We start from the raw sequence: 15,296 nt of genomic DNA, 5'->3' as shown, positions 1-15,296 counted from the left end.
GTGATGCAACAGCAAAAACCGCTGGAAGGCGCGCAGCTCGTCATTATGACGATCGCGCTGTCCCTGGCGACATTCATGCAGGTGCTGGACTCCACCATTGCTAACGTGGCGATCCCCACTATCGCCGGGAACCTCGGCTCTTCACTGAGCCAGGGAACCTGGGTGATCACCTCATTCGGGGTGGCGAACGCTATCTCGATTCCGATCACCGGCTGGCTGGCAAAGCGCTTTGGCGAAGTAAGGCTATTCATGTGGTCAACTATCGCCTTCGTCATTGCGTCATGGGCATGCGGGATGTCCACCAGCCTGAACATGCTGATTTTCTTCCGCGTAATCCAGGGGATTGTCGCCGGACCATTAATTCCGCTGTCACAAAGCTTGTTGCTGAATAACTATCCTCCCGCCAAGCGTTCCATCGCCCTGGCGCTATGGTCGATGACGGTGATTGTTGCCCCGATATGTGGCCCTATTCTTGGGGGCTATATCAGCGACAACTATCACTGGGGCTGGATATTTTTCATCAACGTGCCAATCGGTGCTGCGGTGGTATTGATGACCCTGCAAACCCTGCGCGGTCGGGAAACCAAAACCGAGCAGCGGCGCATCGATGCCATTGGTCTGGCACTGCTGGTCATTGGTATCGGCAGTTTGCAGATTATGCTCGACCGCGGCAAAGAGCTGGACTGGTTCGCCTCTCAGGAGATTATCATCCTGACGGTGGTCGCCGTTGTCGCCATCAGCTTCCTGATCGTCTGGGAGCTTACCGACGAGCACCCCATTGTCGACCTCTCACTGTTTAAGTCGCGCAACTTTACCATCGGCTGTCTGTGTATCAGTCTGGCCTATATGCTCTACTTCGGCGCAATCGTCCTGCTGCCGCAGCTGTTGCAGGAGGTATACGGCTATACGGCAACCTGGGCCGGTCTGGCGTCAGCGCCGGTTGGGGTGATTCCGGTGATCTTATCGCCGATTATCGGCCGCTTCGCGCACAAGCTTGATATGCGTCGGTTAGTCACGTTCAGTTTTATTATGTACGCCGTCTGTTTCTACTGGCGTGCGTGGACGTTCGAACCGGGTATGGACTTTGGCGCATCGGCCTGGCCACAGTTTATTCAGGGTTTCGCGGTAGCCTGCTTCTTTATGCCGCTGACGACTATCACGCTGTCCGGCTTACCGCCTGAGCGTCTGGCCGCGGCATCAAGTTTGTCGAACTTTACGCGAACGCTGGCCGGCTCTATTGGTACATCAATTACGACGACGATGTGGACTAACCGCGAGTCACTTCACCATGCGCAGTTAACGGAATCCGTTAATCCTTACAATCCAAATGCGCAGGCAATGTACGATAAGCTGCAGGATTTAGGGATGACGCACCAGCAGGCGTCAGGCTGGATAGCCCAGCAGATCACCAATCAGGGGCTGATTATTTCCGCCAACGAAATCTTCTGGATGTCGGCGGGGATCTTCCTGGTCTTGCTTGGCCTGGTGTGGTTTGCCAAGCCACCCTTCGGTGCGGGCGGCGGCGGCGGTGGCGCGCACTAAATATCTGATAAAAGGGATCTGCGGATCCCTTTTTTATTGCCCCGTAAACCACCTCCCAGGGAGATGGTTTACGGGAGGCAATAAAAAACCCCGGTTATAAGCCGAGGTTAATTTAAATACTGGAACAACTAATCAGTATGACTAAATATGCAGTTCCTGCAGTTTCTCTTTCGGCAGCGCCAGCTCTTCATTGCTGTTAACGCGTACATCATGCTCCAGAATATGACGTGCGATATCCTGTGCTTCGCTAAGAGAGTGCATCTGATACGTGCCACACTGGTAAACGTTCAGCTCCGGGATCTGGTTTTGATCCTGCACTTTCAGCACGTCCGCCATCGCCGCTTTCCACGCGTCGGCAACACGCTGCTCGTCTGGCGTACCAATCAGGCTCATGTAAAAGCCAGTGCGGCATCCCATCGGAGAGATATCGATAATCTCCACGCCGTTGCCGTTGAGATGGTTACGCATAAAACCTGCAAACAGATGTTCCAGCGTGTGGATACCTTTCTCAGGCATCACTTCTTTGTTCGGAATGCAGAAACGCAGATCAAACACGGTGATTGCGTCGCCATGCGGGGTGTTCATCGTTTTTGCAACCCGGACCGCGGGAGCTTCCATCCGGGTGTGATCGACAGTAAAACTATCTAACAACGGCATTTAGCCACCTCCGATAAATTTTTTGAAAATAATCTGAACTCTTTGTTCCGGGGCGAGTCTGAGTATATGAAAGACGCGCATTTGTTATCATCATCCCTGTTTTCAGAGATGAAATTTTGGCCACTCCCGAGTGGCCTTTTTCTTTTGTATCAAGCGTGCTTTTCCAGCCACACGCTAAACGGCTCAGTATCAGCCGCTTCGATCTCCTGCTGACGACGCTTTGAAGCCTCGGTTTCAGCAATAAATTCCGCTTCCTGCAATATTTCTAACGGCTCTTCACGCAGCAGATTTCGGTAAGCCTCACCCAGCGCTTTACCCGTGCCGCCAATGCCTTCATCAATCATAGACCGTAGGATGCGGGCAGAGAAAGTCAGTTCTGGGTTGTCAAAACAGGCAACCAGTTCATCACAGACCTTTTGATACTCCTCTCCCCCATCGATGCTGTCCAGCGTTTGTGCCACGCGTTTCAGATCACGGAACAGATCTTTCCCTACCTTAGGCAGCGGGAACTGGGCTGTTTCACAGCCAATACCTAACGTCAGCCCAGGCTTACGACCTTCGAGAATCACACGATTCCAGTTTTTACGCGTACACAGCAATTCATCGCTGCTCATTTCCGGGGCATCGGCCAGCGCACACCAGACCATAAACAGATCGAGGAAACGCACCTGCTGCTCGTCCACGCCGATCGGTGAGAACGGGTTGATATCCAGTGAACGAACTTCGATGTACTCAATACCGCCACGCAGAAGCGCGTCAGAAGGCGTTTCGCCACGACGAGTGACGCGTTTCGGGCGAATAGGCGCATACAGCTCATTTTCAATCTGCAGAACGTTGCTGTTGATTTGCAGACGCTTACCGTCCTTCTCCAGACCGATCGCCGCGTACTCCTCGGAAGGGGTTTTAATCGCGCGCTTTAATCCTGCCACATACTCATGCAAATCGTTAAACGTAATTCCGAGATTGCTTTGCGACTTATTGGTATAGCCCAAATCACTCAGGCGCAGCGACGTCGCATACGGCAGGTAATACATCCCACAGTCGGTTTTTTCAAACGGCAGGGTTGTCGGTTTTCCTTGCAGGAAAGAGGAACAAATGGCCGGAGAGGCGCCAAACAGATACGGGATCACCCAACCAAAACGGTAGTAGTTGCGGATCAGACGGAAGTAACCCGCGGAGATCTTCTCTTTAGCATCTTCGCCGTCCGTTACGCCACATTTCGCCTGCCAGAAAGCCATCGGCAATGAGAAATTGTAGTGTACGCCGGAGATAGTCTGCATCAACGCACCGTAACGGTTTTTGAGGCCTTCACGGTACAGCGTTTTCAGACGACCGGTATTCGACGTACCGTACTGCGCCAGTTCGATATCCTGGCCTTCGGCAATATAGCAAGGCATGCTCAGCGGCCACATACGCTCGTCGCCCAGGTTCCTGGCGGTATACCGATGCAGGTCGCGCATGAACGTGAGCATTTTCTCAATGTCGTCGCCTGGAGGCGTAATAAACTCCAGCAGTGCTTCGGCAAAGTCAGTGGTTATCCATTTATGCGTTAGCGCTGAGCCTAACACCTCAGGATGGCCTGTCGTTGCTAATGACCCATCTGCATTAACGCGCAGCGTTTCGCGCTCCAGCCCACGTTGAATCCCCTTTAACGCCTGAGGATGGTTTTCCAGCCAGGCCAGCGCCTGTGATACGTCCGGGATCAAATTGACCTCCCGCCTGTCAAAATCGTTTTAATTAGCATAATGGTATTGGTTACCCTGAAGGCTATCTCACAACACAATTAGTGCCACCACATAATGCCTTGCGTCGTAACCGCTGCGACAACTACATAGCGCAGCGCCTTGCCAAGGCATAAGAAAAAAAGTACTGGACCCCACGAGATGCGCATCCATCCAGCTAACAGGCACAGTAAATCACCCACAACCGGCATCCAGCTTAATAATAGTGTGACAGCGCCATAGCGCCGCAGCCAGCCAGTGGCTTTTTCTTGCCAGCGCGATGTTTTACGCAATGGAAAGAAACGCCCAAGGATAACGTTAGTTAACCCTCCAAGGCTATTACCCATTGTTGCTGTTAAGACTAAGACCCAGGGATGACTTACCCCAGAGACCAGCAAAGCAACTAAAACAACTTCAGAATTGCCGGGTAATAGCGTAGCGCTGAGAAAACTGCTGGCAAACAGTGACAGGAGCGATAGTCCATCACTCACAATAACCGGACATCCACAGCATCCATTCCTGCGGCATGCGCCGCCTGCAGTCCAAAATCGGCATCTTCAAATACGACACAGCGCGCCGGAGCAACACCCATACGTTCGGCACAGAGCAAAAACGTATCAGGAGCAGGTTTATGGTGTTGTACGTGATCGGCTGCGACTACAGCATCAAAATAGCGACGCAGCCCAAGGTGTGCGAGCAGAGCTTCCGCAATCGCGCTTTCACTCCCCGTACCTACCGACATAGGACGACGACCATGCCAGGCTTTCACGACGTCAACCAATGGCAAAGGCTGGACGCTATCCAGCAGCATACTTCTCACCTTGTCGGTTTTTTCACGCGCCAATGCATGAGGGTCAAGATCGGCATGATTCAATTCAATTACCGACTGGGCAATACGCCACGTTGGGGAGCCATTGAGGGCGACCATGGCTTGTTCATTAAAACGTAATCCATAATGCCCCAATACCTCATGCCACGCCTTACGGTGCGTTAGCTCGGTATCCAGGATGGTGCCATCCATATCAAAAATCAAACCCGCATAACGTTCGTACATCGTCTTCTCACAAGCCGAATGACCAGACGTTATTTTATCGTAATTGATTGATTTTGTCGCTGACAGCGAATTAAGGGGTGTTCCGGGAGTATGTGGAAATGATTCAAAGGAGAGAAGATGGTGCATCCGGGAGGATTACTCGGCTGCGCCTCGCCCTGGGGCCGTTGCTGAAGCAACGTTATCCTCCCTGGTGCTCGCGATTATCTCGCAGACCATGAAACAACAGTGTTGCTGTTATCTCGGAGAAGATGGTGCATCCGGGAGGATTCGAACCTCCGACCGCTCGGTTCGTAGCCGAGTACTCTATCCAGCTGAGCTACGGATGCATCGGGAAACTTGCTTTACTGCCGATATTGATATCGTAATGAGCGATATCAAGTAAGAGATGGTGCATCCGGGAGGATTACTCGGCTGCGCCTCGCCCTGCGGGCCGTTGCTGAAGCAACGTTATCCTCCCTGGTGCTCGCGATTATCTCGCAGACCATGAAACAACAGTTTTACTGTTATCTCGGAGAAGATGGTGCATCCGGGAGGATTCGAACCTCCGACCGCTCGGTTCGTAGCCGAGTACTCTATCCAGCTGAGCTACGGATGCATCGGGAAACTTGCTTTACTGCCGATATTGATATCGTAATGAGCGATATCAAGTAAGAGATGGTGCATCCGGGAGGATTACTCGGCTGCGCCTCGCCCTGTGGGCCGTTGCTGAAGCAACGTTATCCTCCCTGGTGCTCGCGATTATCTCGCAGACCATGAAACAACAGTTTTGCTGTTATCTCGGAGAAGATGGTGCATCCGGGAGGATTCGAACCTCCGACCGCTCGGTTCGTAGCCGAGTACTCTATCCAGCTGAGCTACGGATGCATCAGGGAAACTTACTTACTGCAGATTTGATATCGCTGCTAAAGTGATATCGATTTTCTGTAACAACGCTAATGCGCTATTGCAGAGAAGATGGTGCATCCGGGAGGATTCGAACCTCCGACCGCTCGGTTCGTAGCCGAGTACTCTATCCAGCTGAGCTACGGATGCAAATGGCGGTGAGGCGGGGATTCGAACCCCGGATGCAGCTTTTGACCGCATACTCCCTTAGCAGGGGAGCGCCTTCAGCCTCTCGGCCACCTCACCAACACGCCTCTTGCGAGTGCTTCGAAGAACTTGTTTCTGCTCATCGTCGCTGCGTGGCGCACATATTACTTTCTGGGACTTATAAGTCAAACAATTTTTCCAGCGCTTTTATCGTTTGCACATTTCACGCGCAATTAGTCTGCAAAAACGGCAAAAAGAGTGTTTTATCAACAGATAAATTGGCAATTTCCTGAAGCAATGAACAAACGGAAAAATCGCAGGGAAAGGCAATGCGCGGATGAGAATCGAAAAAATGAGGAAAACGAAGAAGAAAAGAGAAGAAAAGGGATAATTCAATCAGGTTGCGCCTCACCAGAAAGGTGAGACGCGAAAACCTTAGTAACTGGACTGCTGGGATTTTTCAGCCTGGATACGCTGGTAGATCTCTTCACGATGGACAGAAACTTCTTTCGGGGCGTTTACGCCAATGCGCACCTGGTTGCCCTTCACCCCTAAAACTGTCACGGTGACCTCATCGCCTATCATGAGGGTCTCACCAACTCGACGAGTCAGAATCAGCATTCTTTGCTCCTTGAAAGATTAAAAGAGTCGGGTCTCTCTGTATCCCGGCATTATCCATCATATAACGCCAAAAAGTAAGCGATGACAAACACCTAAGTGTAAGCAGTCACGGCATCACATTCTGTTAAACCTAAGTTTAGCCGATATACACAACTTCAACCTGACTTTATCGTTGTCGATAGCGTTGATACAAACGCTGCGGATTGAAGTCCGCAGCGTCGACTTACGCTTATAATTATTACAGTTTTGCGCTGACCCAGCCTTTCACACTGGCTAACGCTGCTGGCAGAGCCGCAGCATCCGTACCACCGGCTTGCGCCATGTCCGGACGACCACCACCCTTACCGCCTACCTGCTGAGCGACCATTCCAACCAGTTCCCCTGCTTTCACGCGATCTGTCACGTCCTTAGACACACCCGCAATCAGAGAAACCTTACCTTCCACTACCGTTGCCAGAACGATAACGGTAGACCCCAGTTGATTTTTCAGATCATCAACCATGGTACGCAACATTTTCGGCTCAACGTCCGCGAGTTCGCTGACCAGCAGCTTCACGCCATTAATATCAACCGCTTTGCTGGAGAGATTTGCACTCTCCTGCGCCGCAGCCTGTTCCTTCAATTGCTGCAATTCTTTTTCGAGTTGACGCGTACGCTCCAGCACGGAACGAACTTTGTCACCAATATTCTGGCTATCGCCTTTCAGCAGCTGCGCAATATCGCTTAAGCGATCGCTCTCAGCATGCACGGTTTGGATAGCGCCTTCACCGGTCACAGCTTCAATACGACGAACGCCCGCCGCAGTGCCTGACTCAGACACAATACGGAACAGACCAATATCCCCCGTACGGCTGGCATGAGTACCACCACACAGTTCGGTAGAGAAATCACCCATGCTCAGAACACGCACGTGGTCGTCATATTTCTCGCCAAACAGCGCCATTGCGCCTTTGGCTTTCGCCGCTTCGAGATCCATGATGTTCGTTTCAATCGGCAGATTGCGACGAATTTGCGCATTCACCAGATCTTCAACGGCACGGATTTCAGCAGGCTTCATAGCTTCAGTATGAGAGAAGTCGAAGCGCAGCACTTTATCGTTAACCAACGAGCCTTTCTGTGCCACATGCGTGCCCAGTACCTGGCGCAGCGCCGCGTGCATCAGGTGCGTTGCGGAGTGGTTCAAGCGAATGCGCGCACGACGAGCTTCATCAACATCAGCCTGTACTGCATCGCCAATTTTCAGAGAACCCGCAGACAGCTTACCAATGTGACCAATCGCCTGGCCATATTTCTGCGTGTCGCTCACGGCAAACGCGAAGCCTGCGCCTTTCAGTTCACCCTTGTCGCCAACCTGACCACCAGATTCCGCATAGAACGGAGTCTGATCCAGTACGACAACTGCGTCCTGACCTGCGTTAATTGCGTCTACCGCTTTACCATCAACAAACAGCGCGGTCACTTTGCCGTTCAGTTCCAGATGTTCGTAGCCTTTAAATTCAGAGGCGCCATCAACACGAATCATCGCATTGTAGTCTGCGCCAAAGCCGCTGGCTTCACGCGCGCGACGGCGCTGTTCTTCCATTGCGGCTTCAAAGCCCGCTTCGTCAACCTTAATGTTGCGCTCGCGGCAAACGTCCGCCGTCAGGTCAACCGGGAAACCGTAGGTGTCATACAGACGGAATGCGGTTTCGCCATCCAGTGTATCACCGGACAGTTTTGCCAGTTCTTCATCCAGCAGCGCCAGACCACGCTCCAGTGTACGCGCAAACTGCTCTTCTTCGGTTTTCAGAACCTGCTCAACCATAGCCTGCTGACGCTTCAGTTCTTCACCTGCGGAGCCCATGACGTCCACCAGCGGACCAACCAGCTTGTAGAAGAAGGTATCCTTCGCGCCCAGCATGTTGCCATGACGTACCGCGCGACGAATGATACGACGCAGCACATAACCACGGTTTTCATTCGACGGGACAACGCCATCGGCAATCAGGAATGCACAGGAGCGGATATGGTCAGCGATAACGCGCAGCGACTTGTTGCTCAGATCGGTCGCGCCGGTGACTTTCGCCACGGACTCAATCAGTGAACGGAACAGGTCGATTTCATAGTTGGAATTAACGTGTTGCAGCACGGCCGCAATACGCTCAAGGCCCATACCGGTATCCACGGACGGCTTCGGCAGCGGTTCCATGGTGCCGTCAGCCTGACGGTTGAACTGCATGAAGACGATGTTCCAGATCTCAATGTAGCGATCGCCATCTTCTTCTGCGCTTCCCGGAGGGCCACCCCAAATGTGGTCGCCGTGGTCGTAGAAAATTTCGGTGCACGGACCGCAAGGGCCGGTATCACCCATCTGCCAGAAGTTGTCGGAAGCATAAGCCGCGCCTTTGTTATCACCGATACGGATGATACGTTCGCGCGGAATGCCAACTTCTTTTTCCCAGATTTCATAGGCTTCATCGTCAGTTTCATAGACGGTGACCCACAGACGCTCTTTTGGCAGGGCAAACCAGTTTTCACCGGTCAGCAGTTCCCATGCGTATTGAATAGCATCATGTTTGAAATAATCGCCGAAGCTGAAGTTGCCCAGCATTTCGAAGAAAGTATGGTGACGTGCAGTGTAACCGACGTTTTCCAGGTCGTTGTGCTTACCGCCCGCACGCACGCAACGCTGCGAGGTGGTTGCGCGGGAATAATTACGCTTGTCGAGGCCAAGGAACACATCCTTGAACTGGTTCATCCCGGCGTTGGTAAACAACAAAGTAGGGTCATTGTTCGGTACCAGGGAGCTGCTGGCAACTACCTGATGTCCTTTACTATGGAAAAAATCGAGAAACGCCTGACGGATCTCAGCGGTGCTCTTGCTCATAATTATCCTGAAGAAATCAAGCTAACGAAATGTCATTACCAGCATCGGCACGTAAACTGCGCCTCTGGCAATCGAAAAGTGGGAATAAGATAAGTTTTCTTTACTGGGAAGTAAAATCCCGTATGCGCTCAATCGTCAAAATTTCGCCATATTGCCTGAATATCTTCCATCAGATAGCCACGGTAGAGCAAAAAGCGCTGGACCTTTACCTTATCTGAAAAATCTACAGGTAAAGGTTCTCCGTATTTACGAATGGCCTGCGCGCGCGCAAGTGCTGCCCAGTCAATTTCACACTCGCGCATGGCTCGTTCAACGGCTTCACGCGAAATCCCTTTTTGGTTTAATTCCTGACGCACACGCGCGGGTCCATAACCTTTACGGCTACGGCTGGAGATAAACTGCTGAACGAAGCGGTCATCATCCAGATAACGGCTTTCAATACACCAGGCGATGACCTTGTCGTAATCCTCCGGCGTTGCATCAATGTCTTCCGGTCCATTTTTTCCCATCACCGGAGCGGCCAGCTTACGCCGCAGTTCCTGCTCGCTGTGATCGCGCATCGCCAGTATACGTACAGCGCGGTCAAGAAGTCGGGAATAAGCGGAGCGGCGGGAAGTTGCTTCTGTCATAGTGAGCCTTCAGAAATGGAAAAGGGCTGCATGGTATGCAGCCCTTCTATGTGCGATAACGTCAGATTATCAGAAATCTTCGTTCGTTTCTTTTACATCTTCACCGCTGTCATCAACAGAGAAGTCTGGTTTTGAATCCGGGTTATTGAGCAGTAACTCGCGTACTTTCTTCTCAATTTCCTTCGCAGTTGCCGGGTTTTCCTTCAGCCAGTTAGTGGCATTCGCTTTACCCTGACCAATTTTCTCACCGTTGTAGCTGTACCATGCACCGGCTTTTTCAATCAGCTTCTCTTTCACGCCCAAATCGACCAGTTCGCCGTAGAAGTTGATACCTTCACCGTAAAGAATCTGGAATTCAGCCTGTTTGAACGGCGCTGCAATTTTGTTTTTCACGACCTTAACACGGGTTTCGCTACCAACCACGTTGTCGCCTTCTTTCACCGCGCCAATACGACGGATATCCAGGCGAACAGAAGCATAGAATTTCAGGGCGTTACCACCGGTGGTGGTTTCCGGGTTACCGAACATAACGCCAATCTTCATACGGATCTGGTTGATGAAAATCAGTAGCGTGTTGGACTGCTTCAGGTTACCGGCCAGCTTACGCATGGCCTGGCTCATCATACGTGCCGCAAGGCCCATGTGAGAGTCACCAATCTCGCCTTCGATTTCTGCCTTCGGCGTCAATGCGGCAACGGAGTCGACAACGATAACGTCAACCGCACCGGAGCGCGCCAGCGCATCACAGATTTCCAGCGCTTGTTCACCGGTATCAGGCTGAGAGCACAGCAGGTTGTCGATATCAACGCCAAGCTTGCGCGCATAGACGGGATCCAGCGCGTGTTCAGCATCGATGAACGCACAGGTTTTACCTTCGCGCTGTGCGGCAGCAATAACCTGCAGGGTCAGCGTCGTTTTACCGGAAGATTCAGGCCCGTAGATTTCAACGATACGGCCCATTGGCAAACCGCCCGCGCCCAATGCGATATCCAGAGAAAGCGAACCAGTGGAGATGGTTTCCACATCCATGGAACGGTCTTCACCCAGGCGCATGATGGAGCCTTTACCGAATTGCTTTTCGATCTGACCCAGCGCTGCCGCCAACGCTTTCTGTTTGTTTTCGTCGATAGCCATTAATTACTCCTGTCATGCCGCTTTCGGGTTAAACCGCGAAACGTGATAGATAATGTTCTGTTGGGGCAATTATACTGTATGCTCATACAGTATCAAGTGTTTTGTAGAAATTGTTGCCACAGGGTTTGTAACGCGTAGGCGGTCGCCTGTCGACGTACCGCATCGCGATCGCCGCTGAAGCATTCCCGGCGAGTAATCCCCTCGCCGCTCGCGCTGGCAAAAGCGAACCATACCGTCCCCACGGGCTTTTCTTCACTGCCGCCATCTGGCCCCGCAATACCGCTAATCGAAACAGCGAAATGCGCGCGGGCCGCTTTTAGCGCGCCAATCGCCATCTCCACCACCACAGGTTCGCTCACCGCCCCATGCTGGACCAGCGTCTCTTCGCGCACGCCAATCATCTGCGCTTTGGCTTCATTGCTGTAGGTCACAAACCCGCGCTCAAACCAGGCGGAGCTGCCGGCAATATCCGTAATTGCTTTAGCTACCCAGCCGCCGGTGCAGGATTCCGCCGTCGTCACGGTTGCCCCGCGCGCTTTCAACGCCAGGCCAACCTGCTCGCTTAACTGCATCAGTTCACTGTCGGTCATTTCAGCCTCTGTCAGTTAAAAAAATATGCCGGACAAGATAGCACTTTCATAACCAAGATGGGGATGAGGAGACAATTTTACGAGGGGCATTCAGAAAATAGATAAACCGCATTCAAAAGAGTACCGGATAACGCACCAGGATAGCGTATTCGGTCTACAAGGAATTGCCCCTGTAGACCGATAACAAATGATTACTGCACGCGCGCCAGCGCGACCGCCTGACCCAATTGCCACACGGCCATTGCATAGTGGGTACTGTGGTTATAGCGGGTGATGGTGTAGAAGTTCGGCAGTCCATACCAATACTGATAACCGGTACCGATATCCAGTCGCAGCAGGCTGGCCTGCTGATGATTCCCCAATGACTGCTGCGGCGTCAGGCCTGCGGCGGTAAGCTGAGAAATGCTGTACTGGGTTTTAAAGCCGTTCGCCAGCCCAGGCGCCTGGCCATTCGCCGGAACCGCGACCGTATCGCCTTTCACCCAACCGTGGCCTTTGAAATAGTTCGCCACGCTACCGATAGCATCAACCGGATCCCATAGGTTAATGTGACCATCGCCATTGAAATCAACGGCATATTGTTTATAGGAAGATGGCATAAATTGGCCGTAGCCCATCGCCCCTGCGAAAGAACCTTTCAAATCGAGCGGATCGTCGCTTTCATCTCGCGCCATCAGCAGGAAGGTTTCCAGTTCACCAGAGAAATATTCCGCACGACGAGGATAGTTAAACGACAACGTCGCCAACGCATCCAGAATCCGCGTTTTACCCATCACGCGGCCCCAGCGCGTCTCTACGCCAATAATGCCAACGATAATTTCCGGCGGTACGCCGTAGACCTGCCATGCACGGTTCAGCGCATCTTCATATTGGTTCCAGAAGGCCACACCGTTTTGTACGTTATCCGGGGTGATGAACTGTTTACGATACCGCAGCCATGCACCGTTAGGTCCGGCTGGCGGTTGAGTCGTCGGCGCCTGGCGGTCCATCAAACGCAATACCGAGTCCAGACGCTTGGCCTGCGACAGGATCTCCTGCAACTGCTGGCGGTCAAAGCCGTGCTTGTTCACCATTTTCTCGATGAACTGCTGCGCGTTCGGATTATTGGCAAAATCGCCGCCCGTTTGCATGACATTGTGCTGTGGCTCAAGCAGGAAGCCGCCGGATGGCGTACCCGTAGTCGTTTGAGTCTCTGAAGGTTTAGGTTTGCTGCTACAAGCAGCAAGCAATACGAAAAGGGGAAGTAACGCTACATAACGACGCTTGAACATGAGACATCCATTAAACAAATTCAGCCTGGGAGAAGTATGGTAAAGCATCCTCCGCCACACAAGGAAGCAGTAGTCGCTCTCCTTCACAGAATTTCCCCCCTCTTGCACTCCTGACCGGCACATTTGCGCGTTCTCACGCACAATCTTTCAAATTAAAATATTTATCTTTCATTTTGCGATCAAAATAACACTTTTAAATCTTTCGATCTGATTAAAATTAGTTACCGTTTGGCAAGATAACTAAAACCCCTACAGGAGAGAATAATGATCGACACCATCACACTCGGTGCTGAGTGGTTTATCGGATTGTTCCAGAAAGGCGGAGAGGTGTTTACCGGCATGGTGACCGGTATTCTGCCTCTGCTGATCAGTCTGCTGGTCATCATGAATGCGCTGATTAACTTTATCGGTCAGCAACGTATTGAACGTTTTGCCCAGCGCTGCGCCGGAAACCCGCTGTCCCGCTATCTACTGCTGCCGTGCATCGGCACATTTGTGTTTTGTAATCCTATGACGCTGAGCCTGGGCCGCTTTATGCCGGAAAAGTTCAAGCCCAGCTACTACGCAGCCGCCTCTTACAGCTGCCATTCAATGAACGGCTTATTTCCCCACATCAACCCCGGTGAGCTGTTCGTCTATCTGGGGATCGCCAGCGGTCTGACCACGCTGGGTCTTCCGCTCGGCCCGCTGGCGGTGAGCTATTTGCTGGTCGGCCTGGTGACCAACTTCTTCCGCGGCTGGGTGACCGATTTCACCACCACCATCTTTGAGAAAAAAATGGGCATTCAACTTGAGCAGAAAGTACATCTGGCGGGAGCAGCATCATGACGCGTATTCGTATTGAAAAAGGCACCGGCGGCTGGGGCGGCCCGCTTGAACTGGATGCCGTGCCAGGCAAGAAAATTGTCTATATCACCGCCGGGACTCGCCCCGCAATAGTCGACAGGATAGCCAGCCTGACAGGTTGGCAGGCCGTTGATGGCTTCAAAGAAGGCGAGCCGCCAGAGAACGAAATTGGCGTGGCGATCATCGACTGCGGCGGCACGCTGCGCTGCGGGATCTATCCAAAACGCCGTATACCAACAGTGAATATTCACGCGACGGGTAAATCCGGTCCGCTGGCCCAATATATTATCGAAGATATCTATGTCTCTGGCGTGAAAGAAGAAAACATTACCGTTGTCGGTGAAGCATCCGCTGCGCCAACGCCTGCAAACAGCACGATGGGTCGCGAGTACGACACCAGCAAGAAAATTACCGAACAAAGCGACGGTCTGTTGGCAAAAGTCGGCATGGGAATGGGTTCAGCCGTTGCGGTTCTGTTTCAGGCCGGGCGAGACACTATCGATACCGTCCTGAAAACCATTCTGCCGTTTATGGCGTTCGTCTCGGCGCTGATCGGCATCATTATGGCGTCTGGCCTGGGTGACTGGATTGCCCATGGACTCGCACCGCTGGCCAGCCATCCGCTGGGGCTGGTAACCCTGGCGCTGATCTGCTCTTTCCCGCTGCTGTCCCCTTTCCTCGGCCCTGGTGCGGTCATCGCCCAGGTTATCGGCGTCCTGATCGGCGTACAGATTGGTTTGGGGAACATTCCTCCGCATCTGGCGCTACCTGCCCTGTTCGCCATTAACGCCCAAGCGGCATGCGACTTTATTCCAGTCGGATTGTCGCTAGCCGAAGCGCGCCAGGACACGGTCCGCGTCGGTGTGCCATCCGTACTGGTGAGTCGTTTTCTGACCGGCGCACCGACCGTTCTCATCGCCTGGTTTGTTTCCGGCTTTATTTACCAATAAGAGGCTCTCAAAAATGACCGTGATTTATGAAACCACCATCACCCGCATCGGCCAGAGCGCCCCGGATGCACTCTGCGACCAGATGCTAATTACCTTTCGTGAAGGCGCGCCTGCGGATATCGAAGAATTTTGCTTCATCCATTGCCATGGGGAGCTGAACGGCTCTTTGCAGGCTGGGATCCAATTTGAGCTAGGCCAGCATCACTACCCGGTCACAGCCGTTGGCAGCGTGGCGGAACAAAACTTACGTGAACTGGGGCATATCACTCTGCGTTTTGACGGACTGAGTGAAGCGGAATTTCCCGGCACCGTACACGTTGCGGGCCCCGTACCGGACGGTATCGCACCAGGCTGTATTTTGAAGTTTATTGCTTAAGATTTAAGGA

At 52.6% G+C, this 15,296-nt stretch carries 14 protein-coding genes and 5 tRNA genes; 4 read left to right on the top strand and 15 right to left on the bottom strand.

The features are described from left to right. The first annotated feature begins 3 nt into the window (after window positions 1-3). Window positions 4-1,542, top strand: coding sequence for a multidrug efflux MFS transporter permease subunit EmrB (emrB, locus tag HV037_RS06140; protein ID WP_016154159.1), 1,539 nt, complete (start codon window positions 4-6; stop codon window positions 1,540-1,542). A gap of 141 nt (window positions 1,543-1,683) precedes the next feature. Here emrB and luxS read toward each other — a convergent pair whose 3' ends face one another. The 15 genes from luxS to mltB all read right to left on the bottom strand — a co-directional run bounded on the left by luxS (window position 1,684) and on the right by mltB (window position 13,114). Then, on the bottom strand, window positions 1,684-2,199 hold the full coding sequence (luxS, locus tag HV037_RS06135) for an S-ribosylhomocysteine lyase (RefSeq protein WP_016154160.1): 516 nt from the start codon (window positions 2,197-2,199) through the stop codon (window positions 1,684-1,686). A gap of 149 nt (window positions 2,200-2,348) precedes the next feature. Continuing rightward, complete coding sequence (gene gshA, locus HV037_RS06130; protein ID WP_016154161.1) at window positions 2,349-3,905, bottom strand: glutamate--cysteine ligase; 1,557 nt, start codon at window positions 3,903-3,905, stop codon at window positions 2,349-2,351. A gap of 77 nt (window positions 3,906-3,982) precedes the next feature. Continuing rightward, window positions 3,983-4,411, bottom strand: coding sequence for a YqaA family protein (locus HV037_RS06125; protein ID WP_003825961.1), 429 nt, complete (start codon window positions 4,409-4,411; stop codon window positions 3,983-3,985). Further along, window positions 4,408-4,974 carry a fructose-1-phosphate/6-phosphogluconate phosphatase gene (gene yqaB, locus HV037_RS06120; protein ID WP_181500202.1) on the bottom strand — a complete coding sequence of 189 codons (567 nt, stop codon included), beginning with the start codon at window positions 4,972-4,974 and terminating at the stop codon, window positions 4,408-4,410. Before yqaB ends, HV037_RS06125 begins: the two co-directional genes overlap by 4 nt. Before the next feature lie 249 nt (window positions 4,975-5,223). Beyond that, window positions 5,224-5,300, bottom strand: a tRNA-Arg gene (locus HV037_RS06115). A gap of 192 nt (window positions 5,301-5,492) precedes the next feature. Next, window positions 5,493-5,569 (bottom strand) — tRNA-Arg (locus HV037_RS06110). 192 nt (window positions 5,570-5,761) lie between these two features. After that, a tRNA-Arg gene (locus HV037_RS06105) sits at window positions 5,762-5,838 on the bottom strand. Window positions 5,839-5,929: 91 nt separating this feature from the next. Further along, window positions 5,930-6,006 (bottom strand) — tRNA-Arg (locus HV037_RS06100). A 3-nt stretch (window positions 6,007-6,009) separates the two neighbouring features. Further along, window positions 6,010-6,102: transfer RNA gene (locus HV037_RS06095), tRNA-Ser, on the bottom strand. A 336-nt stretch (window positions 6,103-6,438) separates the two neighbouring features. Then, window positions 6,439-6,624 carry a carbon storage regulator CsrA gene (csrA, locus tag HV037_RS06090; protein WP_000906486.1) on the bottom strand — a complete coding sequence of 62 codons (186 nt, stop codon included), beginning with the start codon at window positions 6,622-6,624 and terminating at the stop codon, window positions 6,439-6,441. A 238-nt stretch (window positions 6,625-6,862) separates the two neighbouring features. Beyond that, window positions 6,863-9,490 carry an alanine--tRNA ligase gene (gene alaS / locus HV037_RS06085; RefSeq protein ID WP_016157306.1) on the bottom strand — a complete coding sequence of 876 codons (2,628 nt, stop codon included), beginning with the start codon at window positions 9,488-9,490 and terminating at the stop codon, window positions 6,863-6,865. A gap of 128 nt (window positions 9,491-9,618) precedes the next feature. Continuing rightward, window positions 9,619-10,119 (bottom strand): recombination regulator RecX, encoded by a 501-nt coding sequence (gene recX, locus HV037_RS06080; protein ID WP_016154165.1) that lies wholly within the window; start codon window positions 10,117-10,119, stop codon window positions 9,619-9,621. A 69-nt stretch (window positions 10,120-10,188) separates the two neighbouring features. Then, on the bottom strand, window positions 10,189-11,253 hold the full coding sequence (gene recA / locus HV037_RS06075) for a recombinase RecA (protein ID WP_016154166.1): 1,065 nt from the start codon (window positions 11,251-11,253) through the stop codon (window positions 10,189-10,191). 92 nt (window positions 11,254-11,345) lie between these two features. Then, entirely contained in the window at window positions 11,346-11,843 is a 498-nt protein-coding gene (pncC, locus tag HV037_RS06070) for a nicotinamide-nucleotide amidase (RefSeq protein ID WP_016154167.1), read from the bottom strand. Between the two features lie 191 nt (window positions 11,844-12,034). Next, window positions 12,035-13,114, bottom strand: a complete 1,080-nt coding sequence (gene mltB, locus HV037_RS06065) for a lytic murein transglycosylase B (protein ID WP_049040396.1) — start codon at window positions 13,112-13,114, stop codon at window positions 12,035-12,037. 264 nt (window positions 13,115-13,378) lie between these two features. Between mltB and srlA the strand changes: the two genes are divergently transcribed. Genes srlA through srlB form a run of 3 tightly spaced genes read left to right on the top strand, consistent with a single transcriptional unit; the run spans window position 13,379 to window position 15,286 of the window. Continuing rightward, window positions 13,379-13,942 carry a PTS glucitol/sorbitol transporter subunit IIC gene (gene srlA / locus HV037_RS06060; protein ID WP_016154169.1) on the top strand — a complete coding sequence of 188 codons (564 nt, stop codon included), beginning with the start codon at window positions 13,379-13,381 and terminating at the stop codon, window positions 13,940-13,942. Further along, window positions 13,939-14,910 (top strand): PTS glucitol/sorbitol transporter subunit IIB, encoded by a 972-nt coding sequence (locus HV037_RS06055; protein ID WP_016157309.1) that lies wholly within the window; start codon window positions 13,939-13,941, stop codon window positions 14,908-14,910. Before srlA ends, HV037_RS06055 begins: the two co-directional genes overlap by 4 nt. A gap of 13 nt (window positions 14,911-14,923) precedes the next feature. After that, a complete protein-coding gene (srlB, locus tag HV037_RS06050; RefSeq protein ID WP_016157310.1) occupies window positions 14,924-15,286 on the top strand; it encodes a PTS glucitol/sorbitol transporter subunit IIA in 363 nt (120 codons plus the stop codon). The last annotated feature ends 10 nt before the right edge of the window (window positions 15,287-15,296 follow it).

It is taken from the genome of Citrobacter sp. RHBSTW-00017, assembly GCF_013797615.1.
In the GTDB taxonomy this organism is placed as follows: domain Bacteria; phylum Pseudomonadota; class Gammaproteobacteria; order Enterobacterales; family Enterobacteriaceae; genus Citrobacter; species Citrobacter braakii.
This window is presented reverse-complemented; position numbering and strand designations above follow the sequence as displayed.